Annotated in this window: 15 protein-coding genes; 8 read left to right on the top strand and 7 right to left on the bottom strand. The window is 57.3% G+C overall.

Features of this window, described 5'->3' with window-relative positions; genetic code table 11:
- The first annotated feature begins 204 nt into the window (after positions 1 to 204).
- The 3 genes from G5193_RS03435 to G5193_RS03445 all read left to right on the top strand — a co-directional run bounded on the left by G5193_RS03435 (position 205) and on the right by G5193_RS03445 (position 3054).
- Positions 205 to 1446 (top strand): esterase/lipase family protein, encoded by a 1242-nt coding sequence (locus tag G5193_RS03435; RefSeq protein WP_421204953.1) that lies wholly within the window; start codon positions 205 to 207, stop codon positions 1444 to 1446.
- A 479-nt stretch (positions 1447 to 1925) separates the two neighbouring features.
- The gene (locus tag G5193_RS03440) at positions 1926 to 2129 is read left to right on the top strand and encodes a hypothetical protein (RefSeq protein ID WP_042055946.1); all 204 of its coding nucleotides are present in this window, start codon (positions 1926 to 1928) and stop codon (positions 2127 to 2129) included.
- A gap of 298 nt (positions 2130 to 2427) precedes the next feature.
- The gene (locus tag G5193_RS03445; RefSeq protein ID WP_042055942.1) at positions 2428 to 3054 is read left to right on the top strand and encodes a heme-binding beta-barrel domain-containing protein; all 627 of its coding nucleotides are present in this window, start codon (positions 2428 to 2430) and stop codon (positions 3052 to 3054) included.
- 36 nt (positions 3055 to 3090) lie between these two features.
- On the opposite strand, the gene G5193_RS03450 is transcribed toward G5193_RS03445, so the two are convergent.
- The 6 genes from G5193_RS03450 to cmoM form a co-directional block, all read right to left on the bottom strand.
- Positions 3091 to 3618 carry a DUF6979 family protein gene (locus tag G5193_RS03450; RefSeq protein ID WP_236727593.1) on the bottom strand — a complete coding sequence of 176 codons (528 nt, stop codon included), beginning with the start codon at positions 3616 to 3618 and terminating at the stop codon, positions 3091 to 3093.
- A gap of 158 nt (positions 3619 to 3776) precedes the next feature.
- On the bottom strand, positions 3777 to 4163 hold the full coding sequence (locus tag G5193_RS03455; protein ID WP_162506377.1) for a septal ring lytic transglycosylase RlpA family protein: 387 nt from the start codon (positions 4161 to 4163) through the stop codon (positions 3777 to 3779).
- A 259-nt stretch (positions 4164 to 4422) separates the two neighbouring features.
- Positions 4423 to 8850 carry a chromosome partition protein MukB gene (gene mukB, locus G5193_RS03460; RefSeq protein WP_421204954.1) on the bottom strand — a complete coding sequence of 1476 codons (4428 nt, stop codon included), beginning with the start codon at positions 8848 to 8850 and terminating at the stop codon, positions 4423 to 4425.
- Positions 8851 to 8853: 3 nt separating this feature from the next.
- Positions 8854 to 9573, bottom strand: a complete 720-nt coding sequence (mukE, locus tag G5193_RS03465) for a chromosome partition protein MukE (protein ID WP_042055934.1) — start codon at positions 9571 to 9573, stop codon at positions 8854 to 8856.
- Positions 9554 to 10888: a chromosome partition protein MukF gene (gene mukF / locus G5193_RS03470; RefSeq protein WP_026034988.1), complete on the bottom strand. Its 1335-nt coding sequence runs from the start codon at positions 10886 to 10888 to the stop codon at positions 9554 to 9556. Before mukF ends, mukE begins: the two co-directional genes overlap by 20 nt.
- Before the next feature lie 100 nt (positions 10889 to 10988).
- The gene (cmoM, locus tag G5193_RS03475; protein ID WP_421204955.1) at positions 10989 to 11765 is read right to left on the bottom strand and encodes a tRNA uridine 5-oxyacetic acid(34) methyltransferase CmoM; all 777 of its coding nucleotides are present in this window, start codon (positions 11763 to 11765) and stop codon (positions 10989 to 10991) included.
- 101 nt (positions 11766 to 11866) lie between these two features.
- On the opposite strand from cmoM, the gene elyC reads away from it, so the two are divergent.
- The 3 genes from elyC (at position 11867) to pfkA (ending at position 14649) form a co-directional block, all read left to right on the top strand.
- The gene (gene elyC, locus G5193_RS03480) at positions 11867 to 12637 is read left to right on the top strand and encodes an envelope biogenesis factor ElyC (RefSeq protein ID WP_421204956.1); all 771 of its coding nucleotides are present in this window, start codon (positions 11867 to 11869) and stop codon (positions 12635 to 12637) included.
- 135 nt (positions 12638 to 12772) lie between these two features.
- On the top strand, positions 12773 to 13528 hold the full coding sequence (gene tpiA / locus G5193_RS03485) for a triose-phosphate isomerase (RefSeq protein ID WP_040069280.1): 756 nt from the start codon (positions 12773 to 12775) through the stop codon (positions 13526 to 13528).
- Positions 13529 to 13677: 149 nt separating this feature from the next.
- Positions 13678 to 14649: a 6-phosphofructokinase gene (gene pfkA / locus G5193_RS03490; RefSeq protein ID WP_005336840.1), complete on the top strand. Its 972-nt coding sequence runs from the start codon at positions 13678 to 13680 to the stop codon at positions 14647 to 14649.
- Between the two features lie 1636 nt (positions 14650 to 16285).
- Here pfkA and G5193_RS03495 read toward each other — a convergent pair.
- Complete coding sequence (locus G5193_RS03495) at positions 16286 to 17527, bottom strand: dicarboxylate/amino acid:cation symporter (protein ID WP_167569304.1); 1242 nt, start codon at positions 17525 to 17527, stop codon at positions 16286 to 16288.
- A gap of 270 nt (positions 17528 to 17797) precedes the next feature.
- Between G5193_RS03495 and G5193_RS03500 the strand changes: the two genes are divergently transcribed.
- Positions 17798 to 18082 carry a pyrimidine/purine nucleoside phosphorylase gene (locus G5193_RS03500; protein WP_005336842.1) on the top strand — a complete coding sequence of 95 codons (285 nt, stop codon included), beginning with the start codon at positions 17798 to 17800 and terminating at the stop codon, positions 18080 to 18082.
- A 152-nt stretch (positions 18083 to 18234) separates the two neighbouring features.
- Positions 18235 to 19620 (top strand): L-serine ammonia-lyase, encoded by a 1386-nt coding sequence (locus G5193_RS03505; protein WP_139429870.1) that lies wholly within the window; start codon positions 18235 to 18237, stop codon positions 19618 to 19620.
- Positions 19621 to 19777 lie beyond the last annotated feature (157 nt).

A 19777-nucleotide genomic window follows, 5' to 3' on the forward strand; every position in this document is an offset into this window, starting at 1 on the left:
CTCCATGCGGCTTCATATGACGAAGTAGAGGTGATTTTCCCTGTCATTACCGTGACCGGCTTCGCAAGCGGTTCTTATCAACCCCGCCATGCATGGCCCGTTACTGGTAAACCCACTACAAAGGGCGCAAGCTGGTTTGATATAGAGATACGCAGCGCTCTTCGCGGCACGACAACGCGACACCCGCTTTCACAAGGGCTTGCCATGACCGACGCCACAGACCCATCGCCATCCTCTTCCTGGCATCTTTCGGATATCCGCGAGCTGGCGCACCTGCTGACTCTGGCGCTGCCCGCCGCGGTAGAGATCACCGAAGCGGTACATCAGGCGGTGCTAAGCGGTATGGGTCTCAAGGGGCGGGATGAGGGGAAGACAGCCGGGATCACCGGGCTGGTCTACAAGGGGGTACATGGCGCCGCCAACAACCTAAGCAGCGGCATCAACCAACTGCTCAGCCGCCTGCCAGCCACTCCGCCGCCCCACCAGATCCCCGAAACCCCGAAACGTGCAGCCCTGATCGCCACGCTCAACGGCATGTTGGGGGACAAGCTGGTCGAGCACCACAATGCCCTCGCCACCCCCATGACACTGCGCTATCAGGGCAAGCCCCTCGATTGGCAAGCGATGCCAAAGGATCTACCCCGCGAGGGACGGGTGCTGCTGATGATCCATGGCCTCTGCATGAACGATCTGCAGTGGCAGACCGAGCATCAAGGCAAGCCGGTCAATCACGGGGAGCAACTTGCCAACGCGCTTGGCTATCAGCCTCTTTACCTGCGCTACAACTCGGGCCTGCCCATCGCACAAAACGGGCAGCAACTTGCTCTGTTGCTGGAGCAGTTGCTCGCCCACTGGCCGGGAGAGCTCAAAGAGATAACGATAATGGGCTATAGCATGGGGGGACTGGTTGCACGCAGCGCCTGCCACCATGCCGGCGTGGCCGGGCTCACCTGGCCTGCGCACCTTGCCAACCTGATATTTCTCGGCACACCACACCACGGCGCACCGCTCGAACATGCAGGTCACTGGCTGGAACAGTTGTTGCCCGCTACCGCCTACAGCGAACCCTTCGTCAGACTGGCGCGGCTGCGCAGTGCAGGCATCAAGGATCTGCGCCACGGCAAGGTGATCGACGAAGTGGCCCAACCCGACCCCGCCGTGCCCTTGCGCGATCCCCGCGTTCCACTCCCCTTACCCTGCAGCGTCAACTGTTATGCCATCGCCGCGACCACTGCCGCCAAGCGCAGCCTGCTGGCCGACCGGCTGATTGGCGATGGACTGGTGCCGCTACGCAGTGCCCTCGGTCAGCACAACGAAGCGCGCCATCAGCTGGCTTTTCTTCCTGCCCATACCCTGATTGTCTATCGCACCAGCCATATGGCCCTGCTCGCCAACCCGCAGGTTGGCCAGCAACTGCTGCGCTGGCTCAGCCCCTTGCAGTTATAGCGAACTGGCTATTAAAGCAACAGAATGCTGGTTCACACAGGAGCCCTGTGGCACTCTGGGACGTCAAAGGGAAGACCCACACTGACACTTGATGTGTCCCCACTGCAAAGGAGCGCCACCGATGGCCAAAGCAAGCAAAAAAGAGATCAAGAAGAAGATCGCCGCTCGTCTTGAGAAAATTGCCAAGCATGAAAGCAAGATCAAGAAGCTGAAGAAGGCCCTGAAGTAGGGCCCATCGCATAAGAAAAACCGCCAATAGGCGGTTTTTTCATCCCCCTTTCGCCCCTTTACCATCGTTTTGATACCAATGGCCTTGATGTAAACGCCTCAAGCGCACCTCAGCAGAACAACCCAGCTGAAACCACGCACGTTCTCATCACCGCTATTTGGTCTAACAGCGCCAATCGGGCGCCGCGCGCCCCCTTGTCAGCAACTACCTTCAACGGAGTGTTTGATATGAGCCAGCAGTGGAGCGCCATATGTACTCTTACACCCTCACTTTCAAGGAAGATGTCGATCGCCTGACCGCCCCCGAGCAGGAGATCACCTTGCAGAGCCCCGCTCAGGCGGGGGATTTTGTTATCCTCTCCGACGGCAGCCGCCATCAGGTGATGTTTGTCACCCACCGCGCCCACTACAGCAGCCTCTATCTCGATAAAGGGGTCAGGGTGCCACAGAGTTAGTGGCTATCGCCTTCAATTGATGGGGCTGAGTGAAATATTCACGCCGTTGACATAATAATCATCGCATCATGTCAATGTTCCTTTATCTCTATCACGATATATCTGAGGAAGCGCGATGAAAAAATACAACATTGTCTTATATCAAATTCAATTTATTTAGCCACGAAAAAGCAAATCATACATCACAAAAACGAACCACTATCACTCAATATCATTGACCACACCCTTGGTGCGTTATAACAATTACTTTGCTGAACATATTTATTCGCAAGTCATTATTAGTGATGGAGTTATCACAATGAATAAAGTTATCTTACCCATAGCATTAATTACCTGTGCCACGCTCGCTCACGCAGAGTCCAGCACTATTATCAACGGTCTGGATTTTGGTCCATTAGCTCAGTTGGCTGGCACATGGAAAAGCACCGATGCTGGTGGTGTAGATGTAGCACCCGGCCAGGAGGGTAGCAAAGTTGGCAAAGGGGGGCCGGCAGTGGAACCCTTTTACGAAGTCATTACTTTTGAACCGGCAGCCGATGCTAAAAATGCCAGCGAACAATATCTGGTAGCCATGTATTACAAACAGGAAGTATTCAGAAAAAGCGATAATGGGAAATTTCATGACCAACGCGGCTATCTGATTTATGACAAGACTAATCAGCTTGTTTACAACTCATACTGTATACCCCGTGCAGTCTGTGTGGTCACTGAAGGCAAAGCGGGTAACAAAATCGAGTTCAAGACGGGCAAGCGCGGTATTGCGGAAAGCAATTATATGACCATTAATGATTCCACCACGGATTTCTCGATGACTCTGGACTTCTCAGAGAAAGATCTCCTCAAATACAGTCAAACCACCAACCTGATGGTGTATGGCAAGCCATTCGCACACTCCGATAGTGCATCCCTGACCAGAACCAATTGATGTTTCATGGCCAAGGTATTCATTACCTTGGCTTTTTTATATTCGTCGATAGTCTATCCTGATGGCATCCCTATCCCACTCGGGGTTAAGCACACCGGCATACCAGAGTGTCAGAATGACATCCATCTGATTGTTATGCTTAACAACCTTGCCGCTCTTACAGGCCGAGACCACTTCCAGCCATAACTGCTCGGGATTGATCGGTTTGGTAATATCCTTGTGTGACAATAAATCAATGGCAGCCAACACATATGCTCTGGTTTTGGTCGCAGCTACATAATGAACTGGCATGATGCAACTGATACAACCAAGACTGCAAAGAGTCAAAAAAGTTACCTTTGGATTATTCTTGAATTTCCCTGTACTAATATCATCACCAAATGCTTCAGCAATAGCCATATCCCAAGCGGTGGCATGCCCATAATTATTCTGCACCATCAGATGAACAGCTCTCAGCGCTGCACCACCATATTTACCATAGATAATCATCACTAATCCCTCCTTTTGCCCCATAGTAAGGCCGAACAGGCGAGATAAGCTAAAATAAATATCAATCACGATCATCGATTTTTTCCATTGATAACAAATCCATTTTTAGCTGAATTAAATATTGATCCATATCAATGTTATATCTTTATCTACCGAAAGGCTGACTGGTCGATGTCAGCCTTCCAATATCATTCATCAACATCCATTTTCGTGTATAAACGGGTTCACCCAGCCTAGAGCACCTCTATTTTTACTTTGATAATCCCGTCGCGAATATTGCCGATGGTGCTAAAGGCAGATTTGGAGAGATCGATAATACGCCCACTTTTAAAGGCGCCGCGGTCATTGACCTTGACCACTACGCTCTTGCCGTTGGCGAGGTTGGTGACCCGCACCATGGAGCCGAAGGGCAATTCCATATGGGCGGCGCTATTGAGGTTGTTGCGATAGATCTCGCCGCTGGCGGTCTTTTTGCCGTGATAACGGTCGGCATAATAGCTGGCGTAACCGGTCTCGCTATAGCCGCGCCAGCTGCCGCCGTGACTCTCGTCATAACGGCTGCTACAGGCCGCCAGCAGCAGGCAAAGAGATAACAGCAGCCCTTTCTGGATATGTTGCACCTTTCCCCTCTCCTCTCTTCTTCTTTTCTCTATGCGCAATTTTTCTTCTTCGATACGGCCGGTGACGCTGGCGACACGCTTGCAGGCGGGAGACCTCACCTTGCCATAGCTCCAAGGCACTCATCATGTTACTCGTCTTGTTGTCAGGCAACAGCGACCGCGCGGCTACTTTGCCATATCCTCCATGCAAAAAGGGAGGCAAATGCCTCCCTTTCAACTAGTTACCGGTCATCCTTTGTCGGGATGGGCCAGAGACTTCTCAGGCAATCAGCTTGTCGTCGGCAAAGCCGAAACCGCGCAGGCCCACCACATGTACGTGCTCGTGCTTGCCCTGTACCTTGCGGATGAGCTTGTAGGTGGTGCCCTTCTCGGGGCTGATGTTCTCGGGCGCAGCGATAAGCAGCTGCATATCCTGCCGCTCGCACAGCTCGAACAGGGTGGCGATGGATTTGCCATCCAGACGGGCCGCTTCGTCGAGGAACAGCAAGCGGCACGGGGCGATGTCCTTGCCGCGCAGACGGCGGGACTCTTCCTCCCAGCTGATCAGCACCATCAGCAAGATGGCCTGACCGGTACCGATCGCCTCGCCGGTGGAGAGCGCGCCGCTCTCGGCCCGCAGCCAGCCATCGGCCCCGCGCTGCACCTCGATCTCCAGCTCCAGATAGTTGCGATAGTCGAGCAGCACGTCGCCCATTACCTGATAGCTGCGATCCCCCTGCTCCACTTGCGGGTTGAGGCGCTGGAACAGCTTGGCCATCGCCTCGGAGAAGCTGAGCTCCTTGTCGGCGAACAGATCGTTGTGCATGGCAGTTTGGTCGGCCAGCGCCGTCAGCAGACGGGTATGGGCCTCACGAATATTGACGTTGAGGCGCACCCCGCGCACCAGACCGAAGGCGATGTTCTGCAAGCCCTGGTTGAGCACCCGTATGCGGTTCTGCTCACGGCGGATGATGTTGGTGATCTTGGCCGCCACCTCGTGAGAGGAGAGCGACAGATGGGTTTCCCGCTGCTTGAGCTCATCGGCCAGGCGGGCCAGCTCGATCTCCATCTCCTCGATCGCCTCTACCGGATCATCGGAGCGGATGATGTCGTTGCGAATGCGATCCTTGAGGTAGCGGTAGACCTGCACATAGAAGGCCACCTTCTGCTCGGTGCTGCGGTTGCCCTCGGAGAGACGCAGCGCATCGCGCAGGGCCTCGTCGTGGGCCACCGCCACCCGCAGGGCGCCGAGGGCCTTGTCCGACATGGAGCGCAGCTCGTCGCTGTCGAGGTACGCCAGCTCACGCTTGTTGAGGCGCTTCTCGACGTCGGTCTCCCGCGCCAGACGCACCACCCGTGACCAGCTCGCCTTGTGACCCACCAGGGATTTACGGGCGCCGTAGTAATCCTTGCCTTCCAGCTTGAGACGGCCACCGAGGGATTCAATCTCACGCTTGGTTACCTGTAACTGGGCCTCGGCGCTGGTGCGACGGGAACGGGTGCGAATAAGCAGCTCTTCGATCTCTTTCTTGTGGGCACGCGCCTTCTCTTCCATATCGTCAGAGAGGGTCAGCCCCATGGCCGCCAGCTCCTGCTCGAACTCGGTCAGGGTCTGGCGCTTGGCCTCGACGCTGGAGTTAAGCGCAGTGCGCAGCTGCAACGCCTCGGTGTGGCGCTGGGCAATCTGCTTGTGCTGCTCGCCGGCGGTGCGGGCCGCCAGCTCGGCCGCCTTGAGCTTCTCTTTGAGTCGCTCGCTCATCTCGGACGCCTTGCCCAGCAGGTCTTGCGCATCCTGATAGGCAAAGTGTGGCAGACGGGCCACCAGCTGATCGAGGGCGTAGCAACGGCGCTTCTGCTCGGCCAGCAGGTCGCTCACCTCATCGTAAGCCGCCTGCAGCGCCGCAAGATCCTGCGGATCCTGGCGCAGCACCTGCACCATGGTTTCCAGCCTCTCCAGCGCCTTGCCGTGTTTGGCGATAAAGGCTTCGGCCTGTTTCAGCGCTTCCACGTCGGCGTGGGCCGCCTCGAGGCGGGCCGCCAGATCTGTCTCGGCAAACAGGTGGGCAAAGGGCAGCATCCCCTGCACCAGCTGGATATGGCGGGTCAGCTGAGCGGCAGCCGCTTTGGCATCACTCAGCTGCTTGTCGCACTCGGCTATGGTTCCCTGCAGCATACGCTGCTCGTGCTGTTTGGCCTGCACTTCGGCTTCGGGGTCGGGGCGGAAGGCGATGTCCAGATGCTGGCCGATAAAGTCGCGGAAGTGGCCGTAGAGACGGTGGTACTTCTGCTGCTCGAAGGCGGCCTTGGCGTAACCCTCGATGAGGCCTTCGCGCTCAAGGTCGAGCTGCTCGATCCGCTTTTCACGGGCGGCGCGACCAAACAGCGGCAACTCGGGGTAGCGGGAGAAGCGCACCTGACGCTTGCTGGTGCGCACCAGCACGGCATCCCCCAGCTCGTCCGCTTCCACCAGATCCTCGTCAAAGGAGTCGGGGTTGCCCTGAATGAGGTAGATATCCTCCGGGCAATCTTCCAGCTTTTTCAGCCGCTCGATGGCGCCTTCGAGGTCGAGCACCACCAGGGCGCTGCGAGCCGGGCCGTAAAGCGCGGAGTAGTAAGGGGCATCGTCGATGGAGATGTCGTCGTAGACATCGGAGAGCAGTACGCCCCCCACCTGCTCGGCGATGCGTGCCAGGCGCGGATCCGCCTCGCCGGCCCCCAGCTGCAGGTTGCGAATTTGCAGCTCCAGCGCCTGTTTCTGCGCCGCGATGCGGTTGCTCTCCTGCTCGAACTCGCGCTCCTTGTCGAGCACGCTCTGCATGCCGGCCGAGAGTGCCTCGGCGGTGGCAAGTGGCAGACCGCTCTGCTCGCGCAGCTGTTCGAGCTTTTCAAAGGATTTCAGCCAGCGCGGCGCCAGCTTGGTCAACTCCGCAATATCACGGCCGAGCTGAGTGCCCTGATGCTCGAGGCTGGCGCGGCGCTGGTTCACCTCAGCCTGCTGCTCGGAGAGCTCCTCCTGACGGGTGCGCTGGGCTTCGAGGAAGATCTCCAGCTCATCGCTGCTGGCAATCAGCTGGCCAGAGGCCTGCTGCAGCTCGTCACGCAGCTTGAAGAGACTCTTCTGGCTTTCGCTCTCTTTCTCGAGGCGAGCCAGCGCGGCGCGCAGCCCCTGCCCCTGGGCAATGCGAGCCTTGTCTTCGATGTGACGCTTGAGCAGCGCCTGGGCGGTGGGCCAGGCGGCCTCGCGCACTGTTTCCGGAGCGATGCTGAGCAGCAGCGCCAGCGCCGCTTCGTGCTCGGCCACTGCCGCCTTGGCCAGCGCCAATTGCTGTTCTGCCCCCAGCACCCGGCTGGTGAGGCTCTGCTCGGCGGCGCGGAACTGGTGCAGGGTGTCGCTCGCCTGTTCGGCGGTCAGCCCCGACAGCTCGCACTGCTCGCGGGCAGCCTCCAGCGCCTGCACCGCCTGACGGTACTGGATGGCGCGGGTCTGCTGGATATCGAGCGCCTGCTGGTAGTCGGCCAGCTGGGTCTTGAGACTGTCGACTTCTGCCTGTGCCAGCTCCTTGCGCTCTTCCACTTCCAGCAGCTGGCCGTGGATCTCCTCCACCACCGCCTGCTGCTGTTCGAGTTTGTCAGAGAGATCCGCCAGATCGGCGCGGTACATCTCGATCTTCTTCTGCAAGCTGACAGCCGCCATCACCTTGGCCAGATGCTCGGAGGCAGACTCCAGCTCGTCGGTCAGCAGTTTTTCGCGGTTGGTGAGCTGCTCCACTTCATCGGCCAGATAGATAGCACGCTGCTTCTCTTCGGCCAGAATGCGGCGCTTGTCGGCCAGCTCCTGGCGCGCCTTGAGGGCCAGCTCGGAGAGACGGCTCTTCTCGGCGGCGTTGCGCACATAGTCGGCAGCCACATAGTGGGTGGTTTCGGTGATCAGGTTCTTGAACAGATCCCGCTGCCCCTGGGTTTCCTTGATCGCTTCCAGCGTGCGGCGGTTTTCATAGATGGCCGCCTCCATGTCTGCAAACGCCTTGCGCACGCCGGAGTTCTCCGGCAGCAGGTATTCGCGCAGGGAACGGCTGATGGACGAGGAGATGCCGCCGTAGAGGGAAGCCTCGATCAGGCGATAGAACTTGCCGCGATCCTTCTGGTCACGCAGCTTCTTCGGGGTGATGCCGAACTCGAACATGAAGTTGTGATAGTCGGTCACCGTATTGAATTTGGCGACTTTCAGCGCCCCCAGCTCGGCTGCCGCCCCTTTCAGATCGGCGAAGGCGCGTACCCGCCCCTTGCCGCCATCGAGCTTCTCCAGCAGCAGATCGGTCGGCGCCAGATTCTCCGGCACATCCACCAGCGCAAACGGGGTGATGTTGACCTTGTTGTCGCGGTTGGCCACCTGTTCGAGGTGAACGCCGACCCAGATCCGCTGTTCGCGGCTGTTCATCACTTCCAGCAGGGAATAGCAGTGGCCGCGCTGCAGCTTGCCGTAGAGCCCCTTGTCACGGGAGGCGCTGCTCGATCCCGCTTCCGTGGTATTGCGGAAGTGAAGCAGTGACTGATCGGGGATGAGCGCCGCGATAAAGGCCGCCATGGTGGTGGACTTGCCCGCGCCATTGCCGCCGGAAAGAGTGGTGACCAGCTGGTCGAGATCGAAGGTCCGGGCAAAGAAGCCGTTCCAGTTGACCATGGTCAGGGATTTGAACTTGCCTCGCACCGGTTATACCTCCAGATCCAGTTGTTCTTCATCGAGATCCGCCTCGATGTCATCAAAGAGCGAGTCGCTGCTCGGCATTTCGTCGTCGTGGAAGATGGCTTCACCCTCCTGGATCATCCGCAGCTGAACGGCGCGCGGATCTTCATCGGAGCGCACGTCGGCGGCGAAACGGAACACCGATTCGTTGACCCGGAATTTATCCCCGTTACCAAGAGCGGTGATCATGCCAAGGCGGCGCAGACGGCGCATGGAGGTACGGATCTTTTCGAGCAACTTCTTCTTGTCGAGATCGGTACCGCCGGAGCGGCTGTTGACCATCCGCAGCAGCTGCTTCTCGTCGGCGAGGCTCAGCACCTCCTCTTGCAGCTCGGCCATGGCAAATACCCCTTCCGAGGCGAGACGATCCGGACTCAGGTAGAGGTAGCAGAGCACCTTGCCCACCAGCATATCGAGCTCGGAGAGCACAGTCGTGCCGATGTCGGAGCTCGGGCGCGGGCGCAGGTAGAAGAAGCCTTCCGGCGCCTTGATCAGCTCCACCTGATAGCGGCCGTAGAAGATCTCCAGCTCGCTGTGATATTCGAGCAGCGCCGAATGCTGCTCGAACTCGTCGGCACTGATGTGGCGACCGGAGCGCAAGGCTGTGTCGATGCGCGGAAACAAGGGGTTGGCAATCGCCTCTGCGAGGCGCAGCGGCAAGGGAAACTCAGAATTGATCAATGACATAGGCCTGAACCTTGGATCCAGCTTGGTTAATGGGTTTCCATGCGGGTTGGCGATGCAGTTCGCGCTCGCCGCTGGCATGGCCCAGGCGCACGGCCTGGTCGATCAGAAGACGCGCCACATCGAAGTGGGCATGAGCCGGGTAGTCCAGCAGGTATTCGCGCAGCACATCGGCCAAGTCCAGCTGCTGGCCCTGCTCGGGGTAGCGGGCCAGATAGCGCTCGATGCGCTCGGCCAGCTCCTGGTTGATATCCACCATCTCGACATACTCCATCTCGAGGGGCACCTCACCGGTCACCTCCTCGTCGTGGATGGCGATGGTTTCGTCGCGCAGCTCCAGCAGGCGGGGCTCTTCGGCCACCCGCAGCTGCCAGTTGTGCTGCTCGAAGTTGCGGATGGACTCGCGCAGCCGCTGGCTGAAGGCGCGGTTCTTGTCCATGTCGATGGCGTTGCGGATAAATTTGTGGACATGTCTGTCGTAGCGGGACCAGAGCTCGATGCACTGCTGACCCCAGCTGGTGATGACGTCAAGGCGCCCTTGCAAGGCGTGAGTCAGCTCCTCGACGTGGAACAGATCGTCGCGCCCCTGCGCCGCTTCCTGAATGTTGAGCAGCCCCGCCTGCAGGCGGTGGCCGGCAGCGTCCAGGGTATCCTGCAGCTCGCGCAGAGTCTGGCCGGTCTCGTGCAGCAGCTTTTCGCAGCTGTGAATGGCATCGACCCAGTTCTGGGTCAGCAGGGCCGCGATTTCGCTTTTGACCTGATTCTGCTGCTCATCCATGGCGCGCTGGGTGAGATCGATGCGGCCCAGGGTCTCTTCCAGCGAGAAGGTGAGGCGCGGCAGCACCTCGGCATCCCACTGCTCACGGGTGTTGGTTTCCAGCGCCGCCTTGCGGGCGGTGTCGAGCTCGGCAGCCAGGTGTTCGAGCAGAATGGAGAGCTTGATGGAGTCAACCTGACGCTGATCCATAAAGAAGTCGACGATGCTCACACCCAGGCGTGACAGGCGGTAGAGGCTCTCCCCCGCCACCATGTCGGTGTTGAAGCGCGACAGCAGCTGCTGGCGAATGAGATCGTTGATGGCGTTGTTGGCGCGACCGGTAAGGGTCTCGTCCATCTGGCCGAAAGCGCTGCTGACATAGCCAAAGGCGTCGTGCAGCGCCGCTTCCGACAAGTCCGACTCATCTTCGGACAGGGTCTTGATTGCAATCAGAAAGGCCAGCCGGTCGGTTGGCAGGCTCAACGCCAACCCCTCCTGCCTGACCCACCCTACTAGCTCCGGTAAAGAACGCTCTGGCAGGGTACGGGATGTACTCATCATGATGTTGTCATCTCGTTGTTGTATTGGGCGCAAAATCGTGCGCGCGGCTACATCCGGTAGCATCGAAAACATGGTTCACATCGAAGTGAACCGCGAGCAATCAACTGGCCGGCTTCTGGGCCATCACATGGATATAGCGACCGAGGGCGACAAAAGGCTCCTGACGGCAATATTGCTGCTCCATGGCCAGCAGATCGTCGAACTTCTCCACCTGATCCTGCTTGTGACGCATATAGTCGTGGATCACCCGCACCCCGGTCTTGCCGATGATGCGCAGCCCCCCGCGACCAATCCAGTCATAGACCTGCTCCGGCAACTGGGGGTTGGTGGGCGTAAGCGCAGTCTGCCGCTTCTTGCGAAGACCAAGGCGCACATAGTCAAAATTGCCCACCACCAAGCTCTGGAACAGCAAACCATGACGGTTGTAGAAAAGCAGCGACAGTATGCCCCCGGCATTGACGAAAGGGAACAGACCCAGCAAGGTCTGGCGCGGCTCGGCGAGCCACTCCAGCACCGCATGGCAGAGCACCAGATCAAAGGTACCGGTCACGTGTTGCTTCAGATCCTGAATGGGGCATTGGATGAGACGAATTTTGTCTTCCAGCCCCTTCTCGGCGATCTGGCTGCGGGCCAGTTCCAGCATTTCGGCTGACAGATCGCACAGCTCCACCTGATGGCCCATGGCCGCCAGCTTCTGGGCGAAATAGCCAAAACCGCCTCCCGCATCGAGGATGCGCAGCGGTCGGTTGCCAAGGCGGGCCAGGCAGGCTTCGATGTCGCTCCAGACAATGGTGGTGCGGATGCGCCCCTTGGTGGAGTCGTAAATGTTGCGGGCGAACTTGTCGGCGCGCCCGTCAAAACTCTGATCGTGCTTCAAGGAGAAACTCAACATTAGCGCCACAGGGTTGTGGCCATCCCAAAAAAGAGAGGTATTCTGTCACATCCCGAATTTGCTGAAAACTCAAGGAAGTGTCTGCCGTGTTTGTGATTAAAAAGTGGCTGGGTCAGCTGTTGATGCCGCTCCCCTTCTCCCTCTCCCTGCTGTTGGTCGCCCTGCTGCTGCTCTGGTTCACCCGTTTTCAGAAAACCGGCAAACTACTGGCCACTCTCTCGCTGCTCATTGTGGCGCTGATGGGGATGCGGCCGATGAGCTATGAACTGGCCCGCGGGCTGGAGCAGACCTACCCGCCGTTCGAGGTGAGCCAGCATCCCAACATCGAAGCCATCGTGGTGCTCGGCAATGGCCATGTCAGCGACCCGGCGGTGCCGATGCGCAGTTGGCAAAACAATATTGCCTTGGCCCGCACTCTCGAAGGGGTTCGCCTTGCCCAGGCCTATCCCGACGCCGAGCTGGTGTTCTCCGGCTATGTGTCGGGGGATCCTCTCTCCAATGCCGAGGTCAATGCCCGGATGGCCGAGAGCCTCGGCATACCCCGCTCGCGGATGACGTTGTTTGAAAACAACAAAGACACTCATGATGAAGCGGTCAGTATCAGCCGCCATCTGAAAGGAAAAGAGGTGGCGCTGGTCAGTTCGGCCACTCATTTGCCACGTGCCATGGCCCTCTATCAGGGTCAGGGACTCAAGGCCGTGCCGGCCCCCACCGATTACACCGCCAAGCAGAGCCAGGTACCCCAGCCGCTCTACAGTTTTTTACCCAAAGGACGTTATCTGATGTATTCCGAAGCTGCCATCCACGAATGGATTGGGGTATGGTGGGCTCGCTTGCGGGGGCAGGTTAACGAATGAGCGATCAAGCGTTTCATTCCTGATTTGGATCAGGAAAGCGAAAAAAAATTACGTCATTTGCCGCCGGGTCAGCTATCTTGGGCTCGGTTCAATTCATATAATGTCGCGCAATCAAATGCCTAGGAGATATACAAGATGAGACAGCACCTGGTAATGGGTAACTGGAAACTGAACGGCACCAAGGCTTCTGTAGAAGCTCTGATCAAAGGACTGACCCCGGCTGCTGCCGCTCATCCTTCTGTGCAAGTCGCCGTCTGCCCGCCGGTTATCTTTTTGGGTCTGGTTGAGCAACTGACCGCTGGCAGCAAGATTGCCTACGGTGCCCAGAACGCTGATGTTCACGAGTCTGGTGCCTTCACCGGCGAAAACGCCCCCTCCATGCTGAAAGCCTTTGGTTGCACCTACTCTCTGGTCGGCCACAGCGAGCGTCGTACCCTGCACGCAGAGAGTGACGACGTGGTTGCAGCCAAGTACGAAGCGATCCAGAAAGGCGGCCTGGTGCCGGTTCTGTGCATCGGTGAAACTCTGGAGCAGTTCGAAGCCGGCGTGACCAAAAACGTGGTTGAGACCCAGCTGAAAGCCGTTATCGACCGTTGCGGCATCGCCTCCTTCAACAACGCCGTTATCGCTTATGAGCCGGTATGGGCCATCGGTACTGGCAAGACTGCCACTCCGGAGATCGCTCAGTCCGTTCACGCTCACATCCGTCAGTACCTGGCCGGTTTTGATGCCGCCGTTGCTGCCAAAGTACAGATCCTGTACGGCGGTTCCGTCACTGGTGCCACTGCAGCCGACCTGTTCGGTCAGCCGGACATCGACGGTGGCCTTGTCGGTGGTGCGTCCCTGAAAGTGGACGACTTCTCCCAGATCATCGCTGGCGCTGCCAAGTAATCGCAGATTACGGCAAAGAGGGGGGCTCGTCCCCTCTCTTGTATCGCTTTTCCTATGGTGGCCCCCGCATCCCATATGAAAGCCGATATAGTAAAAGTGGCTTGTCTATTTAAACATTCGTATTTGACAACTCAGATCCAGAGGCACTCATGACCAAACAAATCAAACGTATTGGTGTTTTGACCAGTGGTGGCGACGCACCCGGTATGAACGCAGCCATTCGCGCCGTGGTTCGCGCCGGTTTGCATCATGGCCTGGAAGTTTACGGTATTTATGATGGCTACCTCGGTCTGCACCAGGATCGCATCGTCAAGCTGGAGCGTCACAGCGTCTCCGACGTGGTGAACCGTGGTGGTACTTTCCTCGGCTCCGCCCGTTTCCCTGCCTTCAAAGACCCCGCAGTGCGCGCCGAAGCGATCGAAAACCTGAAAAAACACGGTATCGATGCGCTGGTCGTCATCGGTGGTGACGGCTCCTACATGGGTGCCAAGAAGCTGACCGAAGAGGGTTTCCCCTGCATCGGCCTGCCGGGCACCATCGACAACGACATCGCCGGTACCGACTTCACCATCGGCTTTGATACTGCCCTGAACGTGGTTGTTGACGCCATCGACCGTCTGCGCGACACCTGCAGCTCCCACCACCGTATCTCCGTGGTCGAGATCATGGGCCGCCACTGTGGCGATCTGGCCATGTCTGCCGCCGTTGCCGGTGGTGCCGAATATGTGATCGTGCCGGAAGTAGCCTTCGACAAAGAGAAGCTACTCAAGCAGATCAAGGAAGGCGAAGCCAAGGGCAAGAAGCACGCCATCATCACCATCTGCGAGCACGTTACCGACGTGAACGCGCTGGCCAAGGACATCGAAGCCCTGACCGGTCGTGAAACCCGCGCCACCATCCTGGGTCATATCCAGCGTGGCGGTGCCCCGACTGCTCGTGACCGCATCATGTCCAGCCGTATGGGTGCATACGCCGTTGAGCAACTGCTGGCTGGCCACGGTGGTCGCTGCGTCGGTATCCAGCGCAACGAGCTGGTACACCACGACATCATCGACTGCATCGAGAACATGAAGCGTCCGTTCGATCAGGAGCTGTACAACCTCTCCACCACCCTGTTCTAAGCCTCGTGGCTTTTTACCGGCTGTTGATGACAAAAACCCTCCATCGGAGGGTTTTTTATATCTTACAAAAACTGATGTATCGGCACGCTGTGTGGCCCTCACCATACGGGTTGCCTGATCCCCAACCCTTGCGCCATCTGACTGATCACTAGCCTTCCTCTGCTCACAGCAACCGGCTTCAGCCTACGAACAGAGTTCCGGTATTGTCGTGGATGTTTTATCACTGCGAACCGGATTGCGTTGACCTGTGCTCTGTCGCCCCTGAAACGAGCTTGTTCAGCCTCCTCGTCATACGCCGCTTTTTATATCTCAATCTTGCAGAAGGGATTCAGATATCTTATCCAACCATGCTCCGGCGCAGTTCTCGTATTGCACTCACATGATTCACGCAGATGCACCGGCTACGCAAATCGCTACTCGCGCCCAGCCCAGCCCAGCCCAGCCCAGCCCAGCCCAGCCCAGCCCAGCCCAGCCAGAGAATACGCCTCTGGCCTATTGCGCACCTCACTCTTGCTGCGGCCATGTCTATACCGAGCCCGACGGGAAAATTGGCGGTGATAAAACAGCCAGCTGCTACTCTGTATCCCCCCGATGCACCGCTCTCCTCCCTATGAACCCAGTATATTGCTGTAAAAATGCGGAGACTCCGGACTGATAAAGTGATGGTACGACAAGGGCTGGCAACCAGATTGTCTCCATAGACTTCTTTTGGATGAGCTATCTACGTCAGGAATCGTCAAACTATGGCCTTACACACTTTTTATGGCCTCAATGGCACTGTTGCAAGGGTGAAAACTTATAAAACGCCACTAAAGCTCCATACAAGACCCACCACCAAGCCAACCAGCATCTCACCAACCAATTGAATTTAAATGAAATAATCATAAAAATAGAATCTTGAATGCCTACCATGCCAGAGCAGGTGATAAAATCAGCTCAATATGACAAAAACAGCCATTTCAACCAACCAAAAACATAAAGTGGCTATTTTATCAATTTACACCTTGTTTTACCCCCTTGTTATGGTATCTTGACTACATTAACCAACAACTTAGGGAGAGAAAAATGAAAGAGTTTGTCGTTACTGCCGTTTTCACGGTGTTTTTCACCCTGGTTGCTGTCTCTCTGCCCTCACTGTCACAGTTCTGAGCCGGATAGAGAGGCATCAATCCGGACCGACCCTCTTTGCCATGTCTGTTTAATCGCCATCAACTGGCGCTTTTCAGTAATAATGCCGAGATGGTCAACATAGATATGATTTCATCACGTTGACGCTGTTTCTTTCACCACAAGGGTGTAACCAGGATGGTTTAACCATATGGCCTGATGGAGTAGAACCAGCAGCAGATCATATCCGAGGGGAGCAAGGCTCCCCTTTTTGTTACCCGCCGTTTGACAATCCCCTGCCCCGGCATCTACAACAGGCCGGTTGACGCCACACGGCCCATGCCCACAACTGATGTTTTCCCTCCCGTGCTCTCCATTCAACACAGCTACATCCGTCAGCAATCTCTTGTGCACACCTTTGCTCTGATACTTGTCCGGCAGATATAAAAAAGCCCCCGCCATCATGGCAGGGGCTCGCGTTACGCAGTGTCAGCTTAGGGCTGTTATATCCCAGTCCAGCTCAAAGCAATTATGCCTTGTTCCAGCGATCTGGGTCATATTCCGGGCTGAAGCGGTCAACAATGACAGCACAGGCCGCATCGCCGGTGATATTGAGGGAGGTGCGGATCATATCGAACAGTCGATCCAGCGCGAACAGCAGCGGCAACCCTTCGATGGGGATCCCGGCCGCCAGCAGCACGGCAACCACCAGGAAACTTGGGCCCGGCACACCGGCCTGACCGATCGCCCCCAGAGTAGAGGTCACAATGATGGCCGCCCAGGCACCGACGCTCAGATCGATGTTGTAAACCTGCGCGAAGAAGATGGCGACCAGACCGTAATAGATGGCGTTGCCGCTCATGTTGATGGTGGCCCCCAGCGGCAACACGAAGGAAGCGGTCGCGTTGGTCACTTTCAGATCATGCTCGCAGGTCTCCATATTGACCGGCAGGGTCGCCATGGAAGAGGCGGTGGAGAAGGCCACGATCTGCGGCTTCTTCATGGCAGAGAGGTACTTCATCACCGGCGTGTTGGAGAACATCATCACCAGCAGCGGATAGACCACGAAGCCGAAGATGAGGATGGCAGCCACATAGACCACGAATAGCTTGAGTACCAGGGTCAGCACATCGAAGCCATAGGTTCCGATGGCCTCTGCCATCAGACCGAACACCCCGAGCGGCGCGATGATCATCACCTTGTTGATCATCCAGACGAAGGCATCCACCAGGGTATTGAGCCCATCGACCAGTGGCTTGGCCCGCTCGCGCGGCTGTTTGGCCAGCGCAATGCCGAGGAACATGCAGAACACCAGGATCTGCAGGATGTTCGCTTCGTTGAGGGAGTTGAAGACGTTGGTGGGGATCATGCCAAGCAAGGTGGCGACTGCATCCGGCAACGCCCCTTTATCGGCATAGTCACCGCCAAACATGGAGGCAACGGAAGCGAAATCGACCCCGACACCCGGTTTGAAGATCTGCCCCATCACCAGCGCCAGCAACACGGCCAACGCTGAGGTCACGAGGAAGAAGGCCAGCGTAGCCGCACCGATCTTGCCCGCAGCCGGGCTGGCGCCCAGATTGGCGGCGCCGGAGAGGATGGCAACCGCCACCAGCGGGATCACCAGCATCTTGATCAGCTGGATAAACAGGGTACCGAGCGGTGCAAACACGGTGGCTTGTTCACCCATGAACGCGCCGACCACTGCGCCCAGTACCATGGCGACCACAACCTGGAAGCCGATGTTTTTAATGAGTCCTTTAGTTAACACAATATGTTCCTTTATGTAGCAAAATTCACACTTTTCCCAGTGCAATTAACCAAACAGGGGAATGAGCAGCTGCCCATTCCCCTGTTTGCGCGTGTTATCTCACATTTAATTGCTGTTTTAAATCAGCAAATCATTAACCTTGGCTATTAATAAGTTTGCGAAAAAGTGAAGATTCAAAGCGGTCTCGGCGATTTTTACCTCATCCCCCATGACAACTGGCAAAAGTTTGTGCTAGTTTGGCTGCACAAACGTACACTCAGGGATGTAAAGATGCTGAAAGTTAACGAGTATTTCGACGGAAATGTAAAATCCATCGGTTTCGAACAAAAAGGTGAGAAATCAACCGTCGGGGTGATGAACGCCGGTGACTACCTGTTCAACACCGCCGCCCCCGAGCGGATGACGGTGATCAAGGGCGCCCTCACCATCCAGCTGGCTGATGAAGATGAGTGGCACACCTACAGCCAGGGTGAATCCTTCCTGGTTGCCGGTCACTCCTCCTTCAAACTGGAAGTGAAAACCCCCACCGCCTACCTGTGCGAATTTCTCGACTGATCAGGCCGGTTGAAGGGGATCAGCCCCTTCAACTTTCTTGGTCCCCCCAGCCCCATTATCTGTGTCCATGTCACAGCACCGCACATCCCCGCTTTCCATCCACGGCAAAAATCCTAGAATAAACAGACATAAACCATCACCGGATTGATGTCATGATCAGCGTGTTTGACCTGTTTTCCATCGGAATTGGCCCCTCCTCTTCCCATACCGTCGGCCCCATGCGTGCATCCTATGCTTTCGTCCAGCAGCTCAAACTGCAAGGGCATCTGCAACAAGTCACGCGGGTCGAAGTGGAGTGTTACGGCTCGCTGGGCCAGACCGGCAAAGGGCACGGCACCGGCAAGGCGATCATTCTGGGGTTGTCGGGCTTTGAACCGGAGTCGGTCGATATCGATGCGATTCCCGCCATTCTGGCTCGAGTGGAAAAGGAGCAGAGCCTGCCGCTGGCAGGCGAGCAACCAAGCCATTTTCCCCGCACCGGTGCCATCATCTTCAACCGCCGCAAGACCCTGCCGGCCCACACCAATGGCATGACTCTGCGGGCCTTTGATAAAGAGGAAAACCTGCGCTTCAGCCAGACCTACTACTCCATCGGGGGCGGCTTCATCATTGAAGAGAGCCACTTTGCCACCGCCAAAGAAGAGGCCGCCAAGTCCGATGCCGAACATCCTGTCCCCTACCCGTTCGACAGCGGCGCCCAACTGCTTGCCCATTGTCAGGAGAGCGGCCTCTCCATCTCTGGGCTGATCCTGGCCAATGAGCGGGTATTTCGCAGCGATGAGCAGATAAAAGCGGGGCTACGCAAGATCTGGCAGGCGATGCAGGGCTGCGTCGAGCGAGGCTGCAAAAGCGAAGGGGTGCTGCCGGGCGGCCTCAAGGTTCGGCGCCGCGCCCCGGGGCTGTTCCGCCAGCTCAGCTGCGAGACCAACTTCAACAAGGATCCGCTGATGGTGATGGAGTGGGTCGATCTCTTTGCGCTGGCCGTCAATGAAGAGAACGCCGCCGGTGGCCGGGTGGTGACCGCCCCCACCAATGGCGCTGCGGGCATCATCCCCGCCGTGCTGCACTACTACGATCGCTTCGTTCACAAGGTGGATGACGAGACGCTGATCCGCTACTTCCTCACCGCGGCTGCCATCGGCATCTTATATAAGAAGAACGCCTCCCTCTCCGGGGCCGAAGTGGGTTGCCAGGGAGAAGTGGGAGTCGCCTGTTCCATGGCGGCTGGCGCGCTGACCGAACTGCTGGGTGGCAGCCCGGCCATGGTGGAGAACGCTGCCGAAATAGGCATGGAGCACAATCTCGGCCTCACCTGCGATCCCATAGGCGGACTGGTGCAGGTGCCCTGCATCGAGCGCAACGCCATGGGTGCGGTCAAGGCGATCAATGCCGCCCGCCTCGCCCTGCGCGGCACCGGCGAGCACAAGGTGTCGCTCGACAAGGTGATCAAGACCATGTGGGAGACCGGCAACGACATGAAGACCAAATACAAGGAGACGGCCCGTGGCGGCCTCGCCGTTAACATTACCGAATGTTAAAAAACGGCAAATGACTCCATTTGGTTCCGAAATGCCCGGCATCGCCGGGTATTTTTATGGGCAAACGCTTAACAAAATGGATAAGCACAAAAATAAATTTTATACTCGCGCCTCAGATTCAACAAAAATAGATCTATTTCAACTTTTTTTAGGTCTG

It is taken from the genome of Aeromonas sp. 601027 (assembly GCF_049174455.1).
In the GTDB taxonomy this organism is placed as follows: Bacteria; Pseudomonadota; Gammaproteobacteria; order Enterobacterales; family Aeromonadaceae; genus Aeromonas; species Aeromonas veronii_A.